The following is a 25262-nucleotide window of genomic DNA, read 5'->3' as shown; positions in this document are numbered from 1 at the left end:
TTTATCTGTGCATTTTAAGGGCGGGATAAAGGGTGCTTTGCCCATCCGTTAGCTCTCCGACCCATGTCATTGAATCTTGTATACACACTGGCAGCAGTAGCTCTCCCTGGTACTTACCTGGAGAGACTTGTTTAAGTATGTATTTGGGTTGTCCCATATCCATCTCCCGACCAGCTAACGTAAGAATTAACTGTTCTGCTTGACTGTCTTCCCAGTCAACGGTGAGTTGCGCCGGAACCAAAGGTTGTGGCACTTCGACATCAAGCATCATAGACACGCCTTGCTGTTCACAAGGTGAGGTCGATAGAAAGCAGTATTCATCGAGTGGTTTGAGAGTGGAAGAAGAGGAAAAATTTTTAAGTAACGTTGGAGTGTAAAAACCAACAACAAGCGCCGCTACGACACCTGCCATTTTTATCAGTTTCATTCGGACCCGCACCCATCGCAGAAAGTTATCTGTATCGTATCACACAAGGGTATCGCACTAATCGAGCAGATCGGCAAATTGTGCGCGATACCCAAGTGTTAACGCCAGCATTTAGCTATTTGATTCTGAGAATTTTTCTAGGCCAAGTACTAAAGCAATCGCGACCAGCATCATGACAATGGCTAATATCAGTTGCGAAGGCTGTGAGGTAATGTGCTCAAATTCAAACGGTGACAAATTGTGTTGCAACAAAGGCACTTGTTCACCTTTGGAGTTGATACGCCAGGTAATGGTTTCTTTCCAGGGCCAAATTTTTGGCAGCGTCCCTAACATGAGGCCGGTTAAGAACATGAGTGTGAAATCGCGAAATTTGCGCAACAACCAAGACAAGAGGTGTGAAAAGGTCAGAAGGCCAATCACACACCCGGTTAAAAATAGTGCCAAGATATCAATTTGCAAACCTTTGACTGCGGTTAATACCGGCGTATACATGCCAATAAGCAGTAAAATGAAGCTGCCTGAAATACCTGGCAGAATCATGGCACATATGGCTATCGAGCCCGCAATTAGAATATTCAGCGTTGTTGGCTCCATGTGCAGCGGCTGCAGCACGGTAATGCTATAAGCGAACGTAATGCCTATGAGTAGAGTAATGAAGCGAATCACATCTCGTTTTTCGACCTGGCGAATGATGTGGTAAACCGACACTAAAATAAGTCCAAAGAAGAATGACCAAACCGGGATTGGGTGAGTGTCGAGCAACCATGTAATCAGTTTCGCGAGTGTTGCGATACTGCTAAATATACCGGCAAACAGAGCAATAAGAAAAAAGCCGTTGATATGGTTGAATGCCGCTTTAAACCCTTCTTTTCGCCAAGTCGATAAAAGTGAAGGGTTAATACGGCGGATGCTTTCTAGCAAGGTGTCATAAATACCTGTGATGAACGCGATTGTACCGCCTGATACGCCTGGGACCACATCGGCTGCCCCCATAGCCATTCCTTTGAAGAAAGTAATTAAATAGTTCATTTCTTGTTATTCAATGCTGTAAGTGGAACAGAGTATACAAATTTTGCAGTAAAAATAGTATGAGATAATGCTGGAGGATGAGCTCTGAATGTCGCCAAAAATAGAATTTAAAACCTTGGATAAAGCTAAGAAAAGAAGCTATGTGGCGTAATCGTCAGCGCATTACTCGTTCTTTGAGTGTGAAGTTGTGTCGGATAATCACCATGAGAAGTGAGTGAAATTGGGGTGTTTGCATTTTGCAATTGCGAAATGCAAGCAACTTTTTGGTTTTGCGAGAGTGTAGGGTGGAAAATGTATAAAAATGTGTCGGCTAACATTAAAAATAGCACTTCAAAAGTTGGCATGTTTAATGCATAATAAATATCGACCCTTCTTAAGCCGAGGGTCACCTAGCCAACTGACGTTGTTAGTGAATGCACATTGTTCACATTAAATATTAGCCAATCGCGATTGTTGCGGTTGGCTATTTTTTTTATCTGAGTAAGGCCAATCTCTCAGTTGGGTATGGTCATTTTTACGAATGCAAGTCATGCCATTATCAGAAAATGGCGGGAATGAGTAAAAGAACGGTCAATTAAAAAGGGCTTACGTTATCTCGCAAGCCCTTTGTCGTATACACAGACTAATCAAACGACGGAAGTTAATATCCCATCAATTGAAGTAAGTTTTCCGCTGTGATAATCGCTTCTTTTCGATTCGCGATATTTAGCTTTTGATACAAGTTACGAATGTGAGTCTTGATTGTGGTGCCTGCGACATCCAATTCTTGAGCAATCTGCTCGTTACTAAACCCAGAGTAAATTAATCCTAGTACTTGCCATTCGCGTTGGGTTAGTGGGCTAGTGCGTACTAACTCAGGGACATTCGGGTGATTCACTAACTTTTCAATGAAATCTTCGTCAAAGTGAACGGAACGGCTACGTTGATTCGAAGAAATGTCTTTCATCAATTGTTGAGCACGATGGCGCTCCAGATCACCCAATTCGTGACGCAGACTGAGTTTTTCAAGCAAACCTCCGATGGTCGCGCCATCGACTAGGAAGTTACCGACCATGCCAGTTTGATTGGTCATGACGAGCGCTTCTTTTAATAACCGCTTGGCCTGTTCTTCATCTTTTTGGCGAGCGGCCAGCGCGGCTTCGACGACTAGGTTGCGATTTGTATCCGTGACTAAGTGACTTTTACTGGCTTCACTTTGTAGGAAGTCCAAAGTTTGACGAGCTTGTTCGAATTGACCCAAATTAATATGCGCACGAGTGATGTTACGCCATTGTAACTGCAAGAAATGGTTACACGCTGATTCAGGACGAACCGCGGTATTTAGCCATTCTTGCATTGCTTCAGTGTCACCTCGAGCTTGCCAGAACAAAATGAGCGACAGTGACGCGTTGGCTGTCCAATCAACGTGGTAGGTAGACTGTCTCATGAGATGCTGAATGTGCTCGATAAATTTACCGGCTTTGTCTAGTTCGCCACGACCAACGGCGATACGTGCCAGCATTGAGTAGCTATGTAAGTGCTTACTTGGCGAGTGGTTTTCAAGAATTTGTAACCCTTTGTATGAACACTCTTCTGCTTCATCTAATCGATTCCAGCACCAGAGTACTTGAGCTCGGATTCGTAGAAGAAACTCATGCAACGGGACATGTTGAAGCTGATGTTCCTCGATTAAACGAAACCCTGAATCTTGTACTTCAAAGGCTGCTTGGACATAGCCTTGCGCAATTAAAATTTCACTCTGTTGCAAGATGGCCCAAAGCGCTTGGTGATAGACTTGATATTGACGTGCCAGCTTTTCGGTCTGTTGCATCATCGGCAGAGCGCGATCTAGTTTACCAAGTACGTGGTTTACCTCTCCAACGACAGAGGTCGCCACAATTCGGCTACGATAAATAGTGTGATCGAGTTGACTCAGCGCAAGTTCGGCCAGCTCAAGTGCTTTTTCCGGCTCGTTATTGTTAATCGCTACTTGGGCAAGCAGGGCATTTGCCTGACCTTGATAGTGAATATCCAGTTCGATGTCACGTTTTTTATGCTCTTCTTCTGCCTCTTTAAGTAGCTGGCCAACTTGGTTATAACGGTGTTGGGATTGAGCAAGCCACGCTCGTAACATCGTCAATTTAGGGTGGAAATATAGCAGGTCAGCATCAAGTTTATTGATTGCAATTTCAAGCGTGCTGAGCTCGCCTTGATTAAACATTTTCCAACCATATTGATTGAGGATATCGACGACGAGATGCTTGTCGTCTGACTTCTGAGCATGGTGGATGGCTTGATGTGGTGATTCTTGTTGCAGCCATGCAATAGCTGCGTTTCGGTGCAGTTCCTTTTCTTGTTGCGGAATACGGGCTTGGCGCTGGTGTGATAAAAACTCGCCAAACAAATTGTGGAAGCGGAACCAGTTTTGTTCACCATCCAGAGGATAAATAAACAAACCGTAACGATTTAGGGATTCGATCAAACCAAGCGCATCTTCGCGCTGGGTAAGAGCAAAGACAAGCTCATCATTAAAATGATCCAGTACCGAGACTTGCATAAGAAATTGACGAGTTTCGTTGTCTAACAGATCAAATACTTCCTCTACCAAATAATCCCATAAATGCGCATGGTTGAACTGAGACACAGATTCGACCGTTTGAGCCAAAGTGCGTTTTTGATGCTGCGCTTGCAGAGCGATCAATTGCATCGCAGAAGGCCAGCCTTCCACGTAAGCTCTTAAGTCATTTGCCATGTCTTCGTCTATGCCGTCGGCCACGCGTTGATTGAAGAAGCGTGTCGTCTCTTCAGTATCGAACGCCAGCATCTCATTACCGACTTCGATCATAAGATCGCGCACACGCAAGTTTGCGGTACCTAACGGTGGCGCAGCGCGGCTAGTGACAACCACGGTTAGGTTATCGGGCATATGTTTTAAGAAAAATCGCATGGATTCATGAATTTCATCATTGGTGATCAAGTGGTAATCATCCAGCACCACATAGCACTCTTGATGGAAATCGGCCATTTCGGCAAACACTTCGCTGAACAATGAACGCAAAGACGAAATCTGGCGCTTTTCTGCGAGTTTTTGAGCATTAGAACAACTGGAGTGAGTCGCTTTATTTAGCGCCTGAAGCAGATAATTGACGAAACGAAAGTCATCGTTGTCGCTATCGTCAATACTATACCAGCCGACATTAGGCTTATCCGATAGCCATTGCGCTGCCATTGTTGTTTTGCCGTAACCAGCAGGAGAGCGAAACAAAACCAACTTGTAGCAAGGCGCCTGTTGGAGTAAGTCCAATACCCGAGGACGAACGATGGCATTGTGTAAGCGGCCAGGACGAGTCAGTTTAGATGGAATCCACATTTGTTATTGTGTCCTTTTTATTTATATACCAAGTGACTTCAAGAAGCGGAGTTCTGTGCATTGTTTACGACATTGAGTAGTAAAAAACGTTAACAGTTATTAATAGTTATCAGTTAATAAATAGCTAATTAAAGGTAAGCCTCGGCTTTTGTATCTCGTAGCGACTGTGGCATTAAAGCAAGCAAACTTATAGTGACTCACGTTGTTTATGCTTGGTGTGTACAAAAAACATTCAACTTTATGAGTCGAAAGGGATGGTACGACATCCGAATTGCCACAAACTATGATCAACGTCCTAATTCTTGTTCGTTGCTGAAATAAACGTCATCTACGCCCTGTAATTGTGATGCGTGTCACTTTTGTAAGGTGTTTATACGTCAATGGTATTCCGTGTTGCACATATGATAACGTTTTTTAGCTAATGTAGTTGTTGTAAATGTGATCAATAACTCAGTTTTTAAATTCCTGATTAAATGAGACGTAAAAGACTAGATGGATAATCTATTACGGCTTTACGCGTTTACCTGTGATCAAACTCACTCAGAAATATGATGAAACCGTTTTTGATGAGAGTTGGATCACTAACTTAGTCATGGTACGCCTTCTACGCCCTGTCCCCTCCTCCTTGAGAGGTGGAGATTTAGGAGGATGTTCATTCACAGCAGTAGTTGCACGATATATAGCAGATGCATTACTTGAAGACGTGAGAATTTCGCAATGAAACCTACACAACAAAAAAAATTTGATAAAAAGTCTTTCCAAGATAGCGTGAAAAAACACCTATCCGTTACGTACGCACATACTGTTGAAAATGCAGACTCTCGTGCATGGTATCTAGCAATGGGCCACGCCCTTGCCGAGTTCACCACCATCGATCTCCTTGCAACAGAAGAAGACCCAAAAATTCAACAAGCGAAAAGTGTTAACTACCTTTCTCTAGAGTTCTTAATTGGCCGTCTGACAGGTAACAACTTAATCAGCATGGGTCTGTACGATCAAGTTACTGAAGCGATGGCTGAACTCGGCTATAACTTGACTGACTTGTTAGAAGAAGAGCGTGACCCATCACTAGGTAATGGTGGTCTTGGTCGCTTAGCCGCTTGTTTTATGGATTCTTGTGCTGCGCAAGAGTACCCAACAGTTGGTTATGGTCTTCACTATGAATATGGGCTATTTAAACAGTCATTCAAAGATGGTCGTCAACAAGAAGCGCCAGATGCTTGGCGTGGCGTAGAAGGTTACCCGTGGGAAATCGCACGTCCTGAACTTGCACAAGAAATCGGCTTTTATGGCCACGTTGAAGTGGTAAATAAAGACGGTAAAGAAGTACGTCAGTGGGTACCAGGTATGACCGTAAAAGCGATGCCTTGGGATCTACCGATCGTTGGTTACGAGTCAGATACCGTATATCCATTGCGTCTTTGGGAATGTCAGGCAATTGCACCATTCTCTCTTGCTAGCTTTAACAACGGTGATTACTTCGAAGCTCAGCACGCACTGATTGATGCAGGTAATATTACTAAGGTGCTTTACCCGAACGACAACCATCAGAAAGGTAAAACACTGCGTTTGATGCAGCAGTACTTCCATTCAGCGGCGTCAGTACGCGACATTTTACGTCGTCACGAAGCAGCGGGCTTCACGCTAGAGCAGTTACCTGAGCAAGAGACCATCCAGCTTAACGACACACACCCAACCATCGCAATCCCTGAACTGATGCGCATCTTTATTGATGAAAAAGGATTGACTTGGGACCAAGCGTGGGCGATCAGCTCTAAAACATTCGCCTACACTAACCACACGTTGCTTCCAGAAGCGTTAGAGACATGGCCGGAATCATTGATTCAACACTTGTTGCCACGTCACATGGAGATCATTTACGAGATCAACCATCGTTTCTTACAAGAAGTACGTGCGATGTGGCCAGGCGATGTTGCAAAGCAACAGAAACTTTCCATCATTGAAGAGGGCTTCAATCGCATGGTTCGTATGGCAAACCTGAGTGTGATTGGTTCTTACGCTGTAAATGGTGTTGCGGCACTTCACTCTGAGTTGGTTAAGAAAGACCTGTTCCCAGAGTTCCATGAAATGTACCCAACACGTCTACACAACGTGACAAATGGTATTACGCCACGTCGCTGGTTGAAGTTCTGTAACCCAGGCTTATCTCAACTGATCACAGACAAAATTGGCAGCGAATGGCCAGCGAAGTTAGAGCAGTTAGAGGGTATTGCTAAATACGCGACTGACGCGACCTTCCAAAAAGAATTCATGGCGGTGAAGAAAGAGAACAAAGAGCGCCTAGCAAACTGGGTGAAAGATCACATGGGTATCGAGCTGGATACGAATGCGATTTTCGATGTTCAAATCAAACGTCTACACGAGTACAAGCGTCAGCACTTAGATCTGCTTCACGTCTTGTCTCTTTACCACCGAATCCTCAATGAGCCGGGTTTTGATTGTGTGCCGCGTGTGGTGTTCTTCGCAGCGAAAGCGGCACCAGGTTACCACCTAGCTAAAGAAATCATTTTTGCTATCAATAAGATTGCAGAGAAGATCAATAATGATCCACGCATTGGTAACAAACTTAAAGTTGTCTTTATTCCTGATTACCGTGTGAGCATGGCGGAAATCATCATCCCAGCAGCGGATGTATCGCAGCAAATCTCGTTAGCGGGTAAAGAAGCATCGGGTACAGGCAACATGAAGATGGCGCTTAACGGAGCACTTACTATCGGTACGATGGATGGTGCAAACGTAGAGATCCGTGAAGAAGTAGGCGATGAAAACATCTACATCTTCGGTTTGGATGTTGAAGGCGTGAAAGCGGTTAAAGCACAAGGCTATAACCCATTTGACTACTACAATGCGGATCACTTATTGAAAGCGTCAATGGACTTGCTGGTGGGTGAAGAGTTCTCTCCTGGTCAACCAGGCTTGCTACGCGCAACGTTTGACAGTCTGTTAGATGGTGGCGATCCATACCTATGTCTTGCTGATTTCGCATCGTACGTGAAAGCGCATGAAGATATGGGTGCACAGTACAAAGATCAGGCGGGCTGGGCTAAGAAAGCGATTCTAAACACGGCTCTGGTTGGTAAGTTCACATCAGACCGTTCGATTCGTGATTATGTGAATAACATCTGGAAATTAGAACCGGTACACCGTTAATCACTTAACGTTAAGATCAAGGTAGCCACGCGCTACCTTGGTCACTTTCAACTTACAACGGTTTAGCAATAGAAACGTTAAACAATAGAAACGTTTGATAATAATAAAACCCTACATAGTAGAAGGTCGTTGCATTACCTTCGGAGAAAGCGATGAAAGAACAAACTGTATTAAAGAAAGTCGCAGAAATGGCGAAATTGGCTGATAGCTATGTCAGCGCGTGGGGAGAGGAAGCAAAAGTGTCAGACGAGACTCTACGTCGACTATTGGCTTCACTTGGCTACGATACCAGCAGCGATGAGAAACTATTAGCTTCAGCAGAAAGAAAACATAAGAAAGACGTACTAGCCCCTGTTCTTGTTCTGCGCGATGGTGAACCCGTCGAAGTAGCATTAAACCTAGGTACGAGTGCTCGTGAGAGTGAATTCAGCTGGCGTTTAGAGACAGAACAAGGAGAGGTACTTGAAGGCTATCTTCAGTCTCAGATTGTTCGTGATGAAAGAGCTGAGGGTGGCCCTCTAGTGTTTATATTGCCAAAGAATTTGGCATGGGGTTACCACAAACTGATTATTAATCGTAAGCGCCGCAAAACGCCTTACGAAATGACGTTGATCATTACGCCGAAAGCGTGTTTCAAACAAGATGCTCTAAATAAACATAAAAAGCTATGGGGCCCAAGTATTCAGCTTTACACCTTGCGCACGCAACACAACTGGGGAATTGGTGACTTTGGTGACTTGAAACAATTGGTCAGTGATATTGCTTCTCGTGGTGGAGACTTCATCGGTTTAAACCCGATCCATTCATTGTTCCCTGCCAACCCTGAAGGTGCGAGCCCATACAGTCCTTCTTCTCGTCGCTGGCTCAATATCATGTACATTGATGTCAGTTCAGTGCCTGAGTTTGCATTGAGTGCAGAAGCACAGCAGCGAGTAGGAAGTGGTGAATTTCAGCAACGGCTACAAAAAGCGCGTGAGTCGCATTGGGTAAATTACACCGAAGTATCGAACCTCAAAATGAGTGTTCTACCTTTGCTGTTTAGTGAGTTTAAAGCGCGTCATCTAGACAAGGATACCGAACGTGCACGTGCTTTCCTTAACTTTGTCGAAAACGGTGGCGACAGTTTGCTACACCAAGCGGCATTTGATGCCATTCATGCAGATTTGCATGCAGAAGACCAAAGTGTTTGGGGATGGCCTGTTTTCCCAGAAAAATACCGCACATTTGATTCTGCTGGCACTCAAAAGTACATTAAAGAAAGCAATGACCGTGTTCAGCTTTACATGTATTTGCAGTGGATAGCGGACGACCAAATCAAAGAAGCGCAATCGCTGGCAGAAGAAAAGGGCATGTCCGTCGGTTTGTATCGTGACCTAGCCGTTGGTGTGTCAGATTCAGGTAGCGAAACGTGGGCGGATGACGGCAACTTGGTGCAGGAAGCCAGCATTGGTGCTCCACCGGATATTCTTGGTCCTCTAGGACAAAACTGGGGATTACCACCTCTCAACCCGGAAGTTTTACAGGCCACAAGCTACGATGCGTACATCAAGTTGCTGCGTGCGAATATGAAGCACTGTGGCGCACTACGCATTGATCACGTACTTGGATTGTTGCGTTTATGGTGGATTCCAAAAGGCGAAAAAGCCACGGAAGGAGCGTACCTGTACTACCCGGTTGAGGATATGCTGGCGATTCTAGCATTAGAGTCACATCGCCATCATTGTTCGGTGATTGGGGAAGATTTAGGTACAGTGCCTGATGAGATTGTCGATATCCTGCGTGACGCTGGGGTTCACTCCTACAAAGTATTCTTCTTCGAAACATCAAAAGAAGATGGAGGTTTTATCTCACCTAAGCATTACGCAGAGCAATCCATGGCAGCGTTGTGTACGCATGACATGCCGACATTACGCGGCTTCTGGCATTGTGATGACCTTAAAATGGGCAAAGAGATTGGCCTTTATCCAGATGAGCAGCAACTAGAAGGTTTATTTGCGGATCGTTTGAAGTGCAAACAAGGAATCTTAGACAGTGTACGCTGGCATGGCTACTTACCTGAGGGGATTGGTCATGACGCGCAATATGTGCCAATGGACTCTCATCTCAGTGAAGCGCTTCAGTTGCATGTGGCAGCGGGGGACTCTGCACTACTCAGTGTTCAGCTCGAAGACTGGCTAGAAATGGAGCAACCTGTCAACATACCTGGCACGGTAGACGAATACCCAAACTGGCGTCGTAAGCTATCAATGAATTTAGATGAGATCTTCACGCGTGAAGATGTGAATCGTATAGCAAAACGTTTAACCGACGTTCGTGCTCAAGCGAGTAAATGAAAAAGCTAAGGCCACGCGAGATTCATGTCATTTATTAGATTTGTTAGTTTTGAGACACGAAAGTACCAACTGGGTCACTCATTCAAAGCCTACAATCCGGTAGGATGAGAGATTGTTATTGCGCCCGCGAATAGCGGGCGTTTTTTGTTTCATGTTTAGCTTGTTTTAGTAAGTACACAATGTTGGTTATGTAAACAATATTGAAGAGGGCGCTATGCTTTCTAAGGATATTGGCTCTAGGGAGATTGGTTTGAAAAACACCAAGATAAATAAAATAAAGAACAAATGCGAACGCGCTTATGAACAGCTTGCTGAGGCTGCTTACCCAGATCCATTTGGCACTCTTGGTCCTTTCATCGACGACGGTAAAGGTTCTTTGAGAGTATGGATGCCTGGAGCAGATAAAGTTGAGCTGATTATTGAGGGTGAACCTCGTGTTGTCCTTGATCGCGAAGGTGACCACGGTTTTATCTTAAAGGAAAAGCGAGACTTACACTTAACACACTACCGTCTAGCCGTCGACTGGGCTGGTGTAGAACAGATTATTGATGACCCGTATCAATATCACAATATTTATCAAGAATACGAGCATTTACATACACCAAAAGACATGTATCACTACATGGGTGCACATTTCGTGACGTTAGAGCGTGGCGGTGAGTATGTTTCTGGCGTTCGTTTTCTTGTATACGCTCCGCATGCTTCAGCAGTGAGCTTAATTGGTGGCTTTAACCAATGGGATGGTCGTCGCCATCCTATGCAGCGACTAGATTACGGTATTTGGGGGCTGTTCGTTCCTGGCCTAGAAGAAGGCAGCCAATACAAGTACGAGATTAAAGGTCCACATGGCGAAGGGCTACCTCACAAGCAAGACCCTTGGGGTTTCTATTCTGAACAGTATCCATCGTTCGCTTCAGTGACGTATGACCACAATCGTTATCAATGGCAAGATGCACAATGGCTATCGCGCCCAGTAACACAAAAGCGCGAAGAAGCACTGTCTTTTTATGAGCTGCATGCTGGCTCTTGGAAGCGAAACGAGCAGGGTGAATTTCTCAATTATCGTGAATTGGCGGAGCATCTTGTCCCATACCTTGTTGACATGGAATATACCCATGTTGAGTTGATGCCTGTGTCGGAACACCCATTCTATGGCTCTTGGGGGTATCAACCTGTCGGGCTTTTTGCTCCAACCAGTCGCTATGGTTCACCGGATGACTTTAAATACTTTGTCGATGCCTGTCACCAAGCTGGCATTGGGGTAGTGCTTGACTGGGTGCCAGCACACTTCCCAGCCGATGGTCACGGTTTAGCAAACTTCGATGGCACGCCGCTTTATCACGATCCCGATCCGCGTCGAGGTTGGCATCAGGATTGGAATTCTTACATTTATGATGTGGGTCGTGAGCATGTGCGCCGTTTCCTTGTTGCGAATGCACTTTACTGGTTCGAACAATTCCATATTGATGGCATCCGTGTTGATGCGGTCGCGTCGATGATTTACCTTGATTACTCGCGCAGTCATGACCAATGGATCCCGAATATCGACGGCGGTAACGAAAACTACGACGCCATTGCGACGCTGAAGTGGATGAATGAAGAAGTCTACAAACACTTCCCAAATGCGATGACGATTGCCGAAGAATCTACCGCATTCCCAGGCGTATCCGCCCCCACTTTTATGGGTGGCTTAGGTTTTGGGTTCAAGTGGAACATGGGTTGGATGCATGACAGCCTTTCCTACGTGAAAGAAGATCCAGTTCATCGCAAATACCATCATAATACCATCACGTTCCCGTTGATTTACGCCCATAGTGAAAACTACGTATTGTCATTGTCCCATGATGAAGTGGTGTACGGCAAAGGCTCTATACACAACAAAATGCCGGGCGACGAGTGGCAGCAAACCGCGAACTTACGTGCTTACTACGGCTATATGTACGGCCAACCAGGCAAAAAACTGAATTTCATGGGCGCTGAAATCGGACAAACGGCAGAATGGAACCATGATGATCAACTGCAGTGGTTTTTGTTGGAATTTGAACGACACAAAGGCGTGCAAGACTTAACCCGTGATTTGAATCATGTCTATCGCACTGAGCCAGCAATGCACGATCAAGACTGTGAGCCTGCTGGGTTTGAATGGCGCCTTCAAGATGAAGCTGATGCCAGCATTTTAGCTCATGAGCGCATCAGTCAAAACGGTGAACGTATTCTGGTTATTACTAACTTTACGCCAGTACCACACGAGCGCTTTCGTTTAGGTGTGCCTGTAAAAGGTCGTTATGAGTTGCTTCTGAATACGGATGATACTCAATATGGCGGAAGTGGCTTCAAAGTGCATATGAGTGCTGTGACGGAAGCGAAAGAGAGTGAATCGCTTCCGCAATCTCTTGAACTGCGTTTACCACCACTATCCACGGTGTTCTACAAGCTCATTAAATAATATTTAAATCAAACGCTAAGCCCGTTTACATTGTAAATCGGGCTTTTTTTGACCTATTTTTTACCGATAAATCTTGTTGTTTGGGATAGAATACGGCAATCTTGGCCGCTTCTTTTCGTTGTTGGGACCTAGGCATGCTGAAAAGGCTTAAATCAATTCTCTTTAAAGTGGTACTGGTTTTGTTACTCACACCTGTTGTCTTGGTGGGCGTGGGTAAGTTTATCGATCCGCCAATCTGGGGATGGAAAGTCAGTCGCATGGTTTCACCGCCAGAGAATTATCCCGAGAGTAGCCAACATGAATGGGTGCCATTGTCACGTATTTCAAAGAACATGCAAGTAGCGGTAATTGCAACGGAAGACCAAAAATTCCCTTACCATTATGGTGTCGACTTTGAGTCGTTGTTCCAAGTCATTGCCAACGCAGGTGACAATGGTCCTTCTCGCGGGGCGAGCACCATCACCCAGCAGACAGCGAAAAATCTTTTCTTATTTCCATCTCATTCTTACCTTCGTAAGGCGTACGAACTGTATTTCGCTTTATTAATGGAGTTGATGTGGAGCAAAGAGCGTATCTTAGAAATGTATCTGAATGTGGTGGAGTTTGGACCTGGTATATACGGCGCAGAAGCGGCTGCGCAGAACTACTTTGGTATTGGTGCGGCCAGCCTATCAAAATGGCAAGCAGCTCAGTTAGCGGTTGTCTTACCAAACCCATATAAAATTAAAGTATATCCGCAAAGTGATTATACCCAGCGCAGAACTCGTTGGGCGATGCGTCAAATGAATAATTTAGGGCGAGTAGAGCTGTAAGGCCACGCTATTCAGTCTCATTGACTCGGTTGCAATCTAATCTTCACGTTGCCGTCGTTTTTAGTCATTAAACCGACATACAAGCGCGTTTAACTAAAGTCACACTCAGTTAAGCGTTGCGTTTAAAATGTCTGAAACGATCCTGAAAAGCCGTTATTTTTCTGTTAAGGGCAGCTCTGGCTCCCTGATCCCTTTGCAAACTTACTATACTCAGCTTGCGAATCGGATGCGTCGCTCACCTCAATTCCGTAATGGGCGCGTTATCAATAGCATGCCGAATGTTCCTAATCAGCAGCCTATTTGGCAAGTCTGTTGGAGCTTTTTAGGTGGTCGGAAGCAGTTATGTCCCAATAATTATCTACCTTATTCACCAATTGAGCATCATCAGTTTGAACGTCGTAGTGAAGACATGAGAGTGACTTGGTTAGGGCATTCCACCATGCTGATTGAAGTTGACGGTGTGCGGATTTTGACTGATCCAGTGTTTGACTATGCATCACCTCTTATCGCTAAAGCATGGTTTACGCGAAACATCCCCAATACCCACGCGAGAGAAAGCCTTCCTGTGCCGGACATCATCGTGATTTCTCATGATCATTACGATCATTTAGAGGAATCGACGGTTCGATTCTATGCCAGTCAGTCGGTGACATTTTACGTTCCGCTAGGAGTAGGAAAGCACTTAATTCGATGGGGCGTTTGCCCTGACAATATCGTTGAGTTTGACTGGTGGGAGAGTGTTCACTACGCCAATATCGAACTCGTTTGTACGCCAGCCAATCACAACTCTGGGCGCACGTGCTTTGATAAAAATACAACGTTGTGGGCGTCGTGGGTTATCAAAGGTACGAATGAGAGTCTTTTCTTCAGTGGTGATACGGCCTATGACCAACATTTTTCAGAGATCGCGAAGCGGTGTGGGCCGATTGATATCGCCTGTTTAGAGGTCGCAGCTGATGTGAAGGGCAACCATGGCTATGCGGTAGAAAATTGTGGTCATATGCAAGCTCACCACACCGCGCTCGCCTTTAAAGACTTAAAGGCGAAGAAGTTGTTACCGATACACTGGGCCACTTATGAGCTGTTTACCCACAAATGGGATGAGCCTATTTTAGATCTGATAACCCATTGCCAATCAAACCACATCAATCTACTTACACCGATGCCAGGAGAGAGCTTTTACGTATATCAAACTGAGCCCAGCAGCCATTGGTGGCTGAAAGACCCAAAAGAGGTAGATGCGCATGGATACGTGAGTCATTCATCAAACATCAGGTTATCTGAGGTTTAAGCTCAACGACGTTGCCTTCCGGATCGTAAATATACAGGGAACGGCCGAAGCCTTGTGCACCATATCGTTTGGAGAACTCTCCGGTTTCAACCCCTTGTGACTCGAGGTATAGGAGTAAATCCTCTTCGATAAATGGTGAAAGTTGTAGGCAAAAGTGATCCACATTGCGTCCATTTTGCTCGGGAGGTCTACCACCAAGTTTCCCCAGCTTACTGTCGACCGTGACGATGTCAATCAATGCGTTTCCCGCTCTGAGCTGCGTCAAGCCAAGATCGGTGCGTTCGCGCTCCACAGGGCAACCTAACACATCTCGATAAAACTTTAACATGGCATCCAGGTCACGCGTTCTTATCACTACATGGTCAAGCGCTTGAATGTTAATGGGGTTGTGCGATGGCATGTTAACCTCCAGTTTGATGGTGATGACAAAGTATATACACAAACAACCTTTTAATGCATGACTTCACCTCTCACACTGTGTTGTAACAATAATAGTTTGTAACGATTGCAATGAGGAAGGTAAGTTGTGTCACGTCTGTTTAAGAGGGGGAGTGAATAACGGAGAGGAAAACCAATATCAACCTTGCTCTTGGCGAATTTTTTGCGTACCTTGCGAGTAATTGAATGACTGGCATTGATGCATATAACTCGGCGGAAAAATGATAAAAAATACAGTAGTTACATTCGCTTGTATAGGTTCGGTGTTGGTAGGCTGTACTTCGGTCACACCAACTGCAAGTGAGACAAATACAGAGATTCAGCAGAACTGCTCGGTGATTCTCAGCAGCCATGTTTCAGATGAACAGCGTTGGCAGGTTTACAATGATTTATTGCAAGCGTACGCCGTACATAGCGTCCATCAGCCTTCTCAGCTTGAACGACTAAACGCGTTTATCGATCACGTCAAAGCGGATAATACGGGGCAGTTAGCGACGGAGCTGATAGAAGTAACGGACTGGGGCTGTGCAAATGGAAACTATCTTGAAGAGATGACACTGTTTATTCAAGAAGTGCAAAAGTAAAAAAACCGAGCGATTCACCGCTCGGTTTTGTCGAAAGTCTTGGGGTACCATCACGAGTTCAAAGACAATACGAGGTCAAAGACAATATCGCGAGTTTATTCCTCAGGGTACTCGCCCATACCTTGAGATTTCCCTTGTGCTTTCCAGTGTTCATTTGGGTCAAATGCTTCGTCACATAAGTCGACGGTATAACCCATTTCGGTAATTTCTTTCAGGGTGAGGTTGTCAGCAACTTTCGCTTTATCGCCCGCTTTGTTACGTAGTTCCATAGTATGTTCTCCGTTACATCAGCTTTCTTGCCTATGTCGTTCAACATACCAATGTCATAACAATCGTTATAAACAACCGATCATTCTAGCTGGTTAAAATGCCGACTATTTCTGATCGCTTACTCACGGCGATTGATATAAATCGATATGACTTTCTAAAATTATAGACCCAAATAAGAGTAAAAAAAGAGGAAGCTAATTCCAATTAGCTTCCTCTTTGATTTGACAGGGTTAATGCGTTAACGAGTTACGCTTGTGCCTTTTTCAAGTGAACCTCTTCTTCAGCGACTCCTGCCAATGGGTCATTGAAGCGAGCCTCATCCAGTGCACCTTCTGATTTTGCAACAATGATAGTCACCGCACTATCACCAGTAATATTCACGGCAGTACGAATCATATCGAGTAGACGGTCAACACCCATGATTAGAGCGATCCCTTCAAGTGGCAGACCGACTTGGTTAAGAACCATCGCAAGCATAACCAGACCCACGCCAGGAACACCCGCAGTACCGATGGACGCAAGAGTGGCTGTCATGATCACCATTAGGTAATCGCCCATCGTGAGATCGATGTTGAACGCTTGTGCAATGAATGCAGTAGCGACACCTTGCATGATGGCGGTTCCGTCCATATTTACTGTCGCGCCAAGTGGTATCGTGAAGGACGATACTCGGTTAGCAACACCCATACGGTGTTTCGCGGTTTCCATCGTAACAGGAATGGTTGCGTTCGATGATGCCGTCGAGAATGCAAACATGATCGCGTCTTCCATTTTGCGTAGGAACGTCATCGGGCTAAGACCAGTAAATCCTTTTAGCATTAGGCTGTAAGTGACGAGTCCGTGTAGGACAAGTGTGCCAGCCAGTACTAAAAAGTATTCTGCAAGGTTAAAGATTGCGCTTAGACCAAGACCAGTAAATAGTTTCGCCATTAAGAAGAACACACCGTAAGGCGCTAAGTGCATCAAAATAGCAACGAGCTTCATGATCACTTCATTGAGATCAGAGAAGAACTCAGCGATACGTTCACCTGGCTTACCTGCAGCACTGATCGCGATACCGAATAGTACAGCGAACACGATAACTTGCAGCGTTTTGCCTTCAGCCATCGCGCTGATTGGGTTGGTTGGGAACATGTTGATGATCACCTGACCCAACGAAGGCGCTTCTGCTGAGGAGAAGGAGCTTGCTGCAGTAAGGTCCGCCCCTGCTCCTGGCTGGAATAACCAACCCATTGTCAGAGCAAGCGTGATTGCGACAGCGGTGGTTACGATGTAAAAGCCGAGCGTTTTACCACCCATACGACCTAAAGTTGAAAGGTCTTTTAGCGAGCTGGTACCACACACAAGTGAAACAAACACAAGTGGTACAACAAGCATTTTTAAGCTAGCAACAAAGATTTGTCCGCCAACTTCGAATAATCCATTAACAATGTATGCATCGACAAATCCGTTGTCGGCAAAAAGTGTGCGTATAGCAAACCCTGTCAAGATACCCGCTACCATACCTAAAATAACTCGGCTGGTCAGCGACATCGGTTTCTTGGTATTCATGAGAACACTCCTTATATTTATGCACTTCGAGTTCATTTCAAAGCGGCAAGCAGATTAGCAGCGGAGTGTGAAAATACGAAAGCAAAATCCTCTAAAGAACAATAGATGTGACTGTCGTCACTATAAAAATAGGCTGGTTAACCAAAAATTAACCATCTTGCTAGATATTTTATCTAATTTTTAACGATAGTTTCGATGATAAAACTATATCTTTTCCTCGATAACTAATGGTTACAGATATGACTTAGAGCGCGTAGTGATTTAGTTTTGAACCTGATTGCATAACGAGTCATGTTGTCTAACAAGTGTCTATGATAGTGAGAGCCGTTACAGGGAGACATCCGTGAGAGATGAGAGATGACTGTGATCCCATTCCCACCAGTGCTGCTCATTGTTGTGGATACCGCCAACCCAGTAATGTTGTCTTATTTTTACTCTGCCTTCTAAACATTGCTGACCATACGAAGAAATAGTCACGGTTTGCTCCCACCAATCCTTGTCGATGTCATCAATGATGATGAGCGGCTTATCTGTCATGGCCATAGGAGCCAATAGCGCATAGAACATCACATCGCCTAAGAACGGAAGTGGCTCTCGCTGTTGATAGAGTTGAAACCACTTGGTTACCGGGATGGCTTGGTTTTGCTCTTTGAGTATCGTCAGGACGAGGTTTTGAGTGCAACTTAATCCGGTCGTCGCGTGTGGTAATTCTTGCAGGTGGCGGGTGAGGGCATCTTTCATGTTTGGTAAGCCGTCCAGATCGTGTTGTTGGAGAAGTGCGATCATAGACATGGGCGTCGCGGAAACTAAGGCCTGCCAGCAACGTGTTGCCTGGCTTATTATCTTAGGGGTGACCGGTCTACGGTATTGCCAGCATGATCGAATCGCTTCGGCAGGAAGTTGACCGAAGCCAATAAATCGTTCGGTCCCTGGATATTGATCCAACTCGATGATCTCAATGACTTGGTTTTGTACACCTTTAAGCAACGTGAGGGCGCGTAGGACCATCAGTTGATCATAGCTATCATGTTCTACCCAAAGCACAATGCGTTCAAATTGTTGGTCGAGTAAGGTGTAAATACGTTTCTGCTCTTGTTGTGCGACATCGTGCGCCGTGTCGTTACGTCCCATGATTGGCAATAGAGTGTCAACGACATACTGCGCTCGCATCTTAACAAACCTTTGCTCGTCATTGGGGGTTGGGCCAATGCAAAGCGGATCGATCATCGGTAAAAAATCGCCAGTGAATCCACCTTCAAGCAGCTGTTGCTGAATATCATGACCACAGCGCACATGCAGCGTCTTTAAGTCTGCATCGAGAGAATCAGGTTTATCGGCGATCGCCTGTCTGTGTTTTTCTTGCTCTTCTATATGCGCTTTTAGCTTACTCCAGCTTGGTAAGCCGATTTCTCTAGCTAAAGCATGTTGAATATCAGCAAGTTTTACGGTATCAAACGCGAGTTTTTCAGGGGTTGAGTGAGAACGCTGGACAGAGGTAAGGACGGAAAGGTCACCATTGCGTATCGCTTTCAAGCGTTTTTTCGCAATAGCCTTCTGTTGGTTTAGATTGATGGAGAAACTGTTGTGCGAGTGCATTTTTCACCTTTCTTATTTCTTCTCTTTCACACTCGCCTAGATAGAAGCTAAAAAAGGTAAAACCAATATTGCCTGCCAAGCAGGGTTTTATATGCCGTGAACTGGGTTCTTTCCGCGAGTGTTGGGTGCTTTAGGCGTCAGCCCAATAATAGTATGTGAGGGCACCTTGTTTCGCAACTAAAACGACTATTGTCTGACGTACAAAAAAGCCCCTCGAAGATTCGTGGGGCTTTAAGACAGCCAATCAGTTCTTAATGACGCTACCTTTTCGCTAGGCCTTTTTTATTTAAGTACGGCAAAATATGTGGTCTTGATTCACCAGCAAGCTTGGTCGTTACTTCTTGCGACCAGGTACTTTGTTTTTGATTGCTTGAACGACTTGCGTAGTAATCGTGCATCGTTTGGTCATAACTTTCGATGTCTGCCAAGCTTAGAGGTTGGTACTGGTTTTCATGAACGATTACGTCTGCAGGTAAGCGAGGTTTGATCTCTGGGCTTTGTTCCGGATGCCCCAGGCACATGCCGAAAAGAATGGCGGTGTTATCGGGCAGCCCTAAGAGTTTATCCACTTTCTCAGCGTTGTTGCGTAATCCGCCAATATAGACACCACCCAGCCCCATCGATTCAGCCGCTATCAAACAGTTTTGCGCCATAATCCCTGAGTCGACTGCACCAATAAGCGTCAACTCTGTGAAATCGGCTTGCACCTGGGGGTTAATGGTGCTGTGGCGCTGGTAATCAATACAAAACACAAGAAACTCTGCGGCATTGGCAACGTAGGGCTGATTGCCTGCGTATTCTGCTAATAACGCCCGCTTGTCTGCGTCAGTGACACGAATAATCGATACAACTTGTAACATGCTGGAAGAGGACGCGGCCAAGCCTGATTTGATAATGGTTGCTAGCTGTTCTTGTTCGATAGGCTGTTCAGTGAACTTTCGAATTGAGCGGTGGTTTAATAGGGTCTGAATTGTACTATTCATGATGGCTGTGCACTCTTTTTATCGTTCTCAAATGATTGATATATCACCATAACGACATTTGAGAATTGGGTAAACCGTAGAGAAAGAAAAATTACTGTTCAATACAAGCCGAACTAAGCGTTGAGGTATAAGTTTGGAGTGATACGCTGGAGGAGATCAATTCAGCTTAAAGTTTTAGCGAGCCACAGTTGAGCAGCTCGCTCTGTTGAGTTTAGTCTTGTTTGCGCTGTTGTTCTTTTTGGGCCAGTTTGGCGGCGCGTCTGGCTTCACGCTGCTTGGCACTTTCTCCGCCTACGTGTTGTTCACCTCGCTGCTCCGCCAATGCGATTTGTTTCTCACGTTCACGGAAACGTGTAATTTGCTCTTCTGAATGCGTGCCGTGACATTTAGGGCAGCTGACACCTTGCTCGTAGAGATCAGACTGTTTGTCTTCTTCAGTGATTGGCAGGCGACATGCATTGCATAGATCATAATCGGCTTTTTCTAGCTGGTGGTTGACTGCAACGCGACCATCAAACACATAGCAATCGCCTTCCCAAAGGCTTTCTTCTTCTGGCACTTCCTCTAGGTATTTCAGGATGCCGCCTTCTAGGTGATAAACCTCGTCAAAGCCTTGCTCTTTCATGTAGGCCGTGGATTTTTCGCAACGGATACCACCGGTACAGAACATGGCCACTTTTTTATGTTTGGCTGGGTCCATGTTTTCTTTGACGTAGTCAGGGAACTCACGGAATGTGTCTGTATTTGGGTTTACCGCCCCTTTGAATGTACCGATCTCGATTTCGTAATCATTGCGAGTATCAACGACAAACACTTCAGGATCAGCAATCAAATCGTTCCATTCTTTTGGTTTAACGTAAGTCCCCACGACGTGACGAGGATCGATACCTTCTACGCCCAATGTGACGATTTCTTTTTTAAGTTTCACTTTGGTGCGGTTAAAAGGTTGGGAGTCTGAGAAAGATTCTTTGTAGACAGTACCTTTTAGTCGAGGCTCTGCTTCTAGCCATGTAAGCAGTGCATCAATACCAGTACGATCAGAAGCAACGGTGCCATTGATACCTTCACCAGCGAGCAATAATGTGCCGCGGATATGGTGTTGTTCCATCAGCGCAAGCAATGGTTCACGCAGGTCTTGATGATTATTCAGTTCTACAAATTTATACAGCGCACACACTACGTACTGGCTCATGATCTTTCCTTTATAAAAAACAGGTGCTGAAAACCTTTAAATTTTAGCGGGCAGAATTATACCTGACTAATTTAGTCGGAAATACACGAAAAGTGTGTGGGTATTCTAACTACGTCGTGTGGTCGAGCTGGACATGTTGAATTAAATTAACGTCGCTGCCGTTTGCTTACCCATTGCGATCAAAGTGTCGAGAATACGTTCCCCATCGGCTCGCAAGCCATTGTGCTCATATTCATTGGTGATCCATGCTTTGGCATTCGGTATTGCCGCTAACGTCTCTCGGCTAATGTCCATTTCCACAAACATATCATCTGCATACACGGCGCAGCTTACCGGTACTTTGTTTTTTGCAAGCTGGCTTTCATCATAGAGCAGTGACCAGTCGTCTTTGCTCGCCAACAACTCCGCTGCTTCTTTCAAAGGTTTCAGATTGACGTATTGGTCGAACATCCAAGGGAAGACCATTTCTCCGGTAAAGTAAAAGGATTTACCGGGTTCATAGTTGAAGGCTTGAATGGTTTGACGAACACGATGGGCACTCCAAAGAGAAGCAAAACCCTGACAATAAATGGACTCATGTAAAATGGCGTAAATAGGGTTGGTTTGGAAGTTTTGTTGCGCCAGCATATCGCTCAAGAATTCATAGCGTAGTTGCGGTTTACCGTTCACATTGATCCACGCACTCTCCAGCCAATAATACGTTGGTAAAAAGGTGTCACTGACGCCAAAGTTAATCCCAATTTGTTGAAACTGTTCCACGGTAAAGCGCTGTCCGTTGGGTAAAAACTCTTCGTGTTCAATGAGGTGATTGGCAATGCGTTGGCATAAATGCTGCGCTTTAGGGAACTGCTGAAAGAACGCTTGGTTTTTCTCCATTGTGCGCTTAAAGGTGGCTTGATAAACATCGTCGGGATGGCGCGAAATCGAGGGAACACCACCCGTGATGTAACTTGCCAGTAGACTTTCTGGGAAGAGTGAAAGGTAAGTCAGAGAACAAAACCCACCAAAACTTTGACCAAGAATGGCCCATTTTTCTACTCCGAACTGTTGACGAATGAATTCAGCGTCTCGAACAATATTGTCTGCACGAAAGTAGCTCAAGTATTCTGCTTGCTGCTTGGGTGTTAAGTGGGCGAGCGTTTGATGATTGATGACCGAACTGTTACCCGTTCCACGTTGATCGAGAAGTAATACCCGGTAATCTTTGAGTGCACGTTTAATCCAACCATTATTGCCATTTGGGCGAGGAGAAGGGAAACCTGGTCCACCTTGAAAATACACAAGCCAAGGTTTGGAAGTGTTGTCTTCTCCAACTAAGCAAATAGAGCGGGCAAATAGGTCAATAGTGCCCTTGCTAGCATCGGCATAATCGAGTGGCACTTGGAACGTGTGTGGAGCGTAGTGGAGACCTGCATCGATAAAAGATTGATCATTCATTGTTCTACTTGGGTCCTTCTGGTTAGGGGAGCCTGTGGCTGTTCACAGGTTTGTTACTTTAATTGTAATTATATTATTCACCAATACTATTTGCGGTTATCCGCACAGTTTCACATGGTACTGTTACGATACATTCATTTGTATAAATTAAAATGGTTGGGCAACAAGTTGAATGGTTTATGCTTAAGACTGTTGTAACCAATAGCTGCGCCAATGATGGAGGAAGTCGGATGAGAGTGCTACTGGCTCGATGGATGTTTTTTGCTTGTTTTATAAGTGTGCCTGCTTTTGCAGTCGTCACACCGAATCCCCCTCAATTAAATGCCAAAGGCTATGTGTTAATGGACTTTCAGTCCGGAACCATTATCGCAGAGCAAAATGGCAGAGCGGGTTTAGCGCCAGCGAGTTTGACCAAGCTCATGACCGCGTACGTCGTCGGACAGGAGATACATGCAGGTCGGCTCAATTGGGATGATGTGGTGACAGTCAGTGAAAATGCTTGGTCAGCGAAGTTTCCTGGCTCGTCAAAAATGTTCATTAAGCCAAAAGATGAAATTAGTGTGTCAGATTTACTTCACGGTGTGATTATCCAGTCGGGTAATGATGCGTGTGTCGCACTTGCAGAGCATGTTGCGGGTACAGAGCGTGGGTTTGTTGCCTTGATGAATGGGTGGGCAGAAAAGCTTGGCCTTCAAGACACTTATTTTGTCAATTCCCATGGTTTGGACAGCGAAGGCATTCAAACCTCCCCAGAGGATATGGCGAAGCTGATGCAGGCCATTATCAATGATGTTCCCGATGTATATGCGCTCTATAGCCAAAGAGTCTTTAAGTGGAATGACATCACTCAGTACAATCGCAACAAGTTACTTTGGGATAACTCAATCAATGTGGATGGCGGTAAAACAGGATACACCAGTAATGCCGGGTACAGCTTAGTTAGCTCCGCAACAGAAGGCAAAATGCGCTTGATATCGGTCGTTATGGGTGCACCAAGCCCAGAAGCACGGGTCAGCCAATCGAAGAACCTACTTAGCTATGGCTTTCGCTTTTTTGATACCAAGAAAGTCGCAACTCAAGGTCAAGTAGAATCAAAAGTTCGTGTCTGGAAAGGCAGTATCAGTGAAATTGAAGCCGGTTTTGCGAAAGATGCGTACGTAACCTTACCTCGTTCAATGACTGCGAATTTAGAGAAAGTCGTGGAACTGAATGAGCCATTGATGGCTCCACTTCAGGTCGGTGACGTTGTCGGTAAAGTCGTATGGAAAAGTGACGATCAAACAGTCGCGAGTTACCCATTAGTTAGCAAGCAAGCGGTTGAGCCCGGCTCTTGGCTCACCAATATCTGGGACAGCCTTGTTTTATGGGTGACGTCATTTTTTAATTAACAACATCAATATTTCTTAGTCAGAAAGTCGACCTTAGCCTAACTATGGCTCTCGGTTATAAAGCGGCTCTCAGTGATTAAACAGCCTTGCCGTAGAGGTGGGGCTGTTTTAGTATTTCGATTCGTATTGTCATTAAGTCGTTCATCTGTTCTCAACGCACCGCTGATTATTGTGTTTTATTTTCAAATTTAATTTGAAAATGTTTTTAGATCAAACCCGTTTCTTAAATTAACTCATAAGGTTATGCTGTCGGCCAAGACACTATTGTTTTTGGAGACCGTCATGGACATCGTACAAGCCGCTAAATCTCGCTATTCAACTAAAGCTTTTGATCCGACTCGCAAACTACCTCAAGAAAAAGTAGATGCGATAAAAGAGCTGATTCGTTTTAGCCCATCAAGTGTGAACTCTCAACCTTGGCATTTCCTTTTAGCGAGTACCGAAGAAGGCAAGCAGCGTATTGCTAAGGCGGCACAAGGCACTTACGCATTCAATGAAGCGAAAATCTTAAACGCTTCTCACGTTTTGGTGTTCTGTGCAAAGACAGATATTGATGAAGAATACCTTGAAGCGCTGTTGGCTCAAGAAGAGAAAGATGGCCGATACCCAACAGAAGACGCAAAATCAGCCGTTCGAGGTGGTCGCGGCTTCTTCGTTAATATGCACCGTTTCGATTATAAAGATGCGAATCACTGGATGGAGAAGCAAGTCTACCTAAATGTGGGTACGTTGTTGCTAGGTGCATCAGCACTGGAGATCGATGCAGTGCCAGTCGAAGGGTTTGATCCTAAGGTGCTCGATGCAGAGTTTGGTTTACGTGAACAAGGCTATACCAGTGTCGTGATCGTGCCGCTAGGTTACCACGCGGAAGACGATTTTAATGCGAAATCACCGAAGTCACGCTGGGACGAAAGCACTGTACTTACGGAAATTTAATCATACGGTAAAACATTAGAGCGATGACC

The 25262-nt window shown here is 45.2% G+C and carries 18 protein-coding genes; 8 read left to right on the top strand and 10 right to left on the bottom strand.

From position 1 onward, the window contains the following. Position 1 precedes the first annotated feature (1 nt). The 3 genes from ONE56_RS19260 to malT all read right to left on the bottom strand — a co-directional run bounded on the left by ONE56_RS19260 (position 2) and on the right by malT (position 4805). A complete protein-coding gene (locus ONE56_RS19260) occupies positions 2–427 on the bottom strand; it encodes a hypothetical protein (RefSeq protein ID WP_041155792.1) in 426 nt (141 codons plus the stop codon). Positions 428–538: 111 nt separating this feature from the next. Beyond that, entirely contained in the window at positions 539–1456 is a 918-nt protein-coding gene (locus ONE56_RS19255) for a DUF368 domain-containing protein (RefSeq protein ID WP_423840777.1), read from the bottom strand. Positions 1457–2096: 640 nt separating this feature from the next. Next, positions 2097–4805, bottom strand: coding sequence for an HTH-type transcriptional regulator MalT (malT, locus tag ONE56_RS19250; protein ID WP_041155794.1), 2709 nt, complete (start codon positions 4803–4805; stop codon positions 2097–2099). 717 nt (positions 4806–5522) lie between these two features. On the opposite strand from malT, the gene ONE56_RS19245 reads away from it, so the two are divergent. The 5 genes from ONE56_RS19245 (at position 5523) to ONE56_RS19225 (ending at position 14858) form a co-directional block, all read left to right on the top strand. Further along, positions 5523–7976 carry a glycogen/starch/alpha-glucan phosphorylase gene (locus tag ONE56_RS19245; RefSeq protein ID WP_423840776.1) on the top strand — a complete coding sequence of 818 codons (2454 nt, stop codon included), beginning with the start codon at positions 5523–5525 and terminating at the stop codon, positions 7974–7976. Positions 7977–8128: 152 nt separating this feature from the next. Then, a complete protein-coding gene (gene malQ / locus ONE56_RS19240) occupies positions 8129–10309 on the top strand; it encodes a 4-alpha-glucanotransferase (protein ID WP_423840775.1) in 2181 nt (726 codons plus the stop codon). A 214-nt stretch (positions 10310–10523) separates the two neighbouring features. Continuing rightward, positions 10524–12755, top strand: a complete 2232-nt coding sequence (glgB, locus tag ONE56_RS19235) for a 1,4-alpha-glucan branching protein GlgB (protein WP_423840774.1) — start codon at positions 10524–10526, stop codon at positions 12753–12755. A gap of 134 nt (positions 12756–12889) precedes the next feature. Beyond that, positions 12890–13567, top strand: a complete 678-nt coding sequence (mtgA, locus tag ONE56_RS19230) for a monofunctional biosynthetic peptidoglycan transglycosylase (RefSeq protein ID WP_041155798.1) — start codon at positions 12890–12892, stop codon at positions 13565–13567. A 127-nt stretch (positions 13568–13694) separates the two neighbouring features. After that, positions 13695–14858: an MBL fold metallo-hydrolase gene (locus ONE56_RS19225; protein WP_423840773.1), complete on the top strand. Its 1164-nt coding sequence runs from the start codon at positions 13695–13697 to the stop codon at positions 14856–14858. Here the strand turns inward: ONE56_RS19225 and ONE56_RS19220 are convergent. Then, entirely contained in the window at positions 14839–15258 is a 420-nt protein-coding gene (locus ONE56_RS19220) for a VOC family protein (RefSeq protein WP_041155799.1), read from the bottom strand. The genes ONE56_RS19225 and ONE56_RS19220 overlap by 20 nt on opposite strands. A 259-nt stretch (positions 15259–15517) precedes the next feature. Between ONE56_RS19220 and ONE56_RS19215 the strand changes: the two genes are divergently transcribed. After that, positions 15518–15880, top strand: coding sequence for a hypothetical protein (locus tag ONE56_RS19215; RefSeq protein WP_423840772.1), 363 nt, complete (start codon positions 15518–15520; stop codon positions 15878–15880). A 95-nt stretch (positions 15881–15975) separates the two neighbouring features. On the opposite strand, the gene ONE56_RS19210 is transcribed toward ONE56_RS19215, so the two are convergent. The 6 genes from ONE56_RS19210 to ONE56_RS19185 form a co-directional block, all read right to left on the bottom strand. After that, the gene (locus ONE56_RS19210; protein WP_128814671.1) at positions 15976–16149 is read right to left on the bottom strand and encodes a hypothetical protein; all 174 of its coding nucleotides are present in this window, start codon (positions 16147–16149) and stop codon (positions 15976–15978) included. Between the two features lie 247 nt (positions 16150–16396). Beyond that, complete coding sequence (locus ONE56_RS19205; RefSeq protein ID WP_041155801.1) at positions 16397–17701, bottom strand: dicarboxylate/amino acid:cation symporter; 1305 nt, start codon at positions 17699–17701, stop codon at positions 16397–16399. 327 nt (positions 17702–18028) lie between these two features. Then, positions 18029–19297: a DUF1835 domain-containing protein gene (locus ONE56_RS19200; RefSeq protein ID WP_423840771.1), complete on the bottom strand. Its 1269-nt coding sequence runs from the start codon at positions 19295–19297 to the stop codon at positions 18029–18031. Between the two features lie 260 nt (positions 19298–19557). After that, complete coding sequence (gene nfsA / locus ONE56_RS19195; protein WP_423840770.1) at positions 19558–20280, bottom strand: oxygen-insensitive NADPH nitroreductase; 723 nt, start codon at positions 20278–20280, stop codon at positions 19558–19560. A 211-nt stretch (positions 20281–20491) separates the two neighbouring features. After that, the gene (locus ONE56_RS19190; RefSeq protein WP_041155804.1) at positions 20492–21472 is read right to left on the bottom strand and encodes a rhodanese-related sulfurtransferase; all 981 of its coding nucleotides are present in this window, start codon (positions 21470–21472) and stop codon (positions 20492–20494) included. A 141-nt stretch (positions 21473–21613) separates the two neighbouring features. Beyond that, on the bottom strand, positions 21614–22909 hold the full coding sequence (locus ONE56_RS19185; protein ID WP_423840769.1) for an alpha/beta fold hydrolase: 1296 nt from the start codon (positions 22907–22909) through the stop codon (positions 21614–21616). A 230-nt stretch (positions 22910–23139) separates the two neighbouring features. Between ONE56_RS19185 and ONE56_RS19180 the strand changes: the two genes are divergently transcribed. Beyond that, entirely contained in the window at positions 23140–24297 is a 1158-nt protein-coding gene (locus ONE56_RS19180; RefSeq protein WP_052481532.1) for a D-alanyl-D-alanine carboxypeptidase family protein, read from the top strand. Between the two features lie 282 nt (positions 24298–24579). Further along, entirely contained in the window at positions 24580–25233 is a 654-nt protein-coding gene (locus tag ONE56_RS19175; RefSeq protein WP_041155806.1) for an oxygen-insensitive NAD(P)H-dependent nitroreductase NfsB, read from the top strand. Positions 25234–25262: the final 29 nt, after the last annotated feature.

This window comes from Vibrio mytili, assembly GCF_049563345.1.
Taxonomy (GTDB): Bacteria; Pseudomonadota; Gammaproteobacteria; order Enterobacterales; family Vibrionaceae; genus Vibrio; species Vibrio mytili.
This window is presented reverse-complemented; position numbering and strand designations above follow the sequence as displayed.

Bases quoted from the DNA above. Each gene is read 5' to 3' on its own strand.
- glgB (WP_423840774.1), top strand. From the start codon at position 10,524: ATGCTTTCTAAGGATATTGGCTCTAGGGAGATTGGTTTGAAAAACACC.
- ONE56_RS19190 (WP_041155804.1), bottom strand. From the start codon at position 21,472: ATGAGCCAGTACGTAGTGTGTGCGCTGTATAAATTTGTAGAACTGAAT.
- ONE56_RS19245 (WP_423840776.1), top strand. From the start codon at position 5,523: ATGAAACCTACACAACAAAAAAAATTTGATAAAAAGTCTTTCCAAGAT.
- ONE56_RS19200 (WP_423840771.1), bottom strand. From the start codon at position 19,297: ATGCACTCGCACAACAGTTTCTCCATCAATCTAAACCAACAGAAGGCT.
- ONE56_RS19180 (WP_052481532.1), top strand. From the start codon at position 23,140: ATGAGAGTGCTACTGGCTCGATGGATGTTTTTTGCTTGTTTTATAAGT.
- ONE56_RS19220 (WP_041155799.1), bottom strand. From the start codon at position 15,258: ATGCCATCGCACAACCCCATTAACATTCAAGCGCTTGACCATGTAGTG.
- ONE56_RS19210 (WP_128814671.1), bottom strand. From the start codon at position 16,149: ATGGAACTACGTAACAAAGCGGGCGATAAAGCGAAAGTTGCTGACAAC.
- ONE56_RS19260 (WP_041155792.1), bottom strand. From the start codon at position 427: ATGAAACTGATAAAAATGGCAGGTGTCGTAGCGGCGCTTGTTGTTGGT.
- ONE56_RS19185 (WP_423840769.1), bottom strand. From the start codon at position 22,909: ATGAATGATCAATCTTTTATCGATGCAGGTCTCCACTACGCTCCACAC.
- nfsA (WP_423840770.1), bottom strand. From the start codon at position 20,280: ATGAATAGTACAATTCAGACCCTATTAAACCACCGCTCAATTCGAAAG.
- ONE56_RS19175 (WP_041155806.1), top strand. From the start codon at position 24,580: ATGGACATCGTACAAGCCGCTAAATCTCGCTATTCAACTAAAGCTTTT.
- ONE56_RS19215 (WP_423840772.1), top strand. From the start codon at position 15,518: ATGATAAAAAATACAGTAGTTACATTCGCTTGTATAGGTTCGGTGTTG.
- mtgA (WP_041155798.1), top strand. From the start codon at position 12,890: ATGCTGAAAAGGCTTAAATCAATTCTCTTTAAAGTGGTACTGGTTTTG.
- malQ (WP_423840775.1), top strand. From the start codon at position 8,129: ATGAAAGAACAAACTGTATTAAAGAAAGTCGCAGAAATGGCGAAATTG.
- ONE56_RS19255 (WP_423840777.1), bottom strand. From the start codon at position 1,456: ATGAACTATTTAATTACTTTCTTCAAAGGAATGGCTATGGGGGCAGCC.
- malT (WP_041155794.1), bottom strand. From the start codon at position 4,805: ATGTGGATTCCATCTAAACTGACTCGTCCTGGCCGCTTACACAATGCC.
- ONE56_RS19225 (WP_423840773.1), top strand. From the start codon at position 13,695: ATGTCTGAAACGATCCTGAAAAGCCGTTATTTTTCTGTTAAGGGCAGC.
- ONE56_RS19205 (WP_041155801.1), bottom strand. From the start codon at position 17,701: ATGAATACCAAGAAACCGATGTCGCTGACCAGCCGAGTTATTTTAGGT.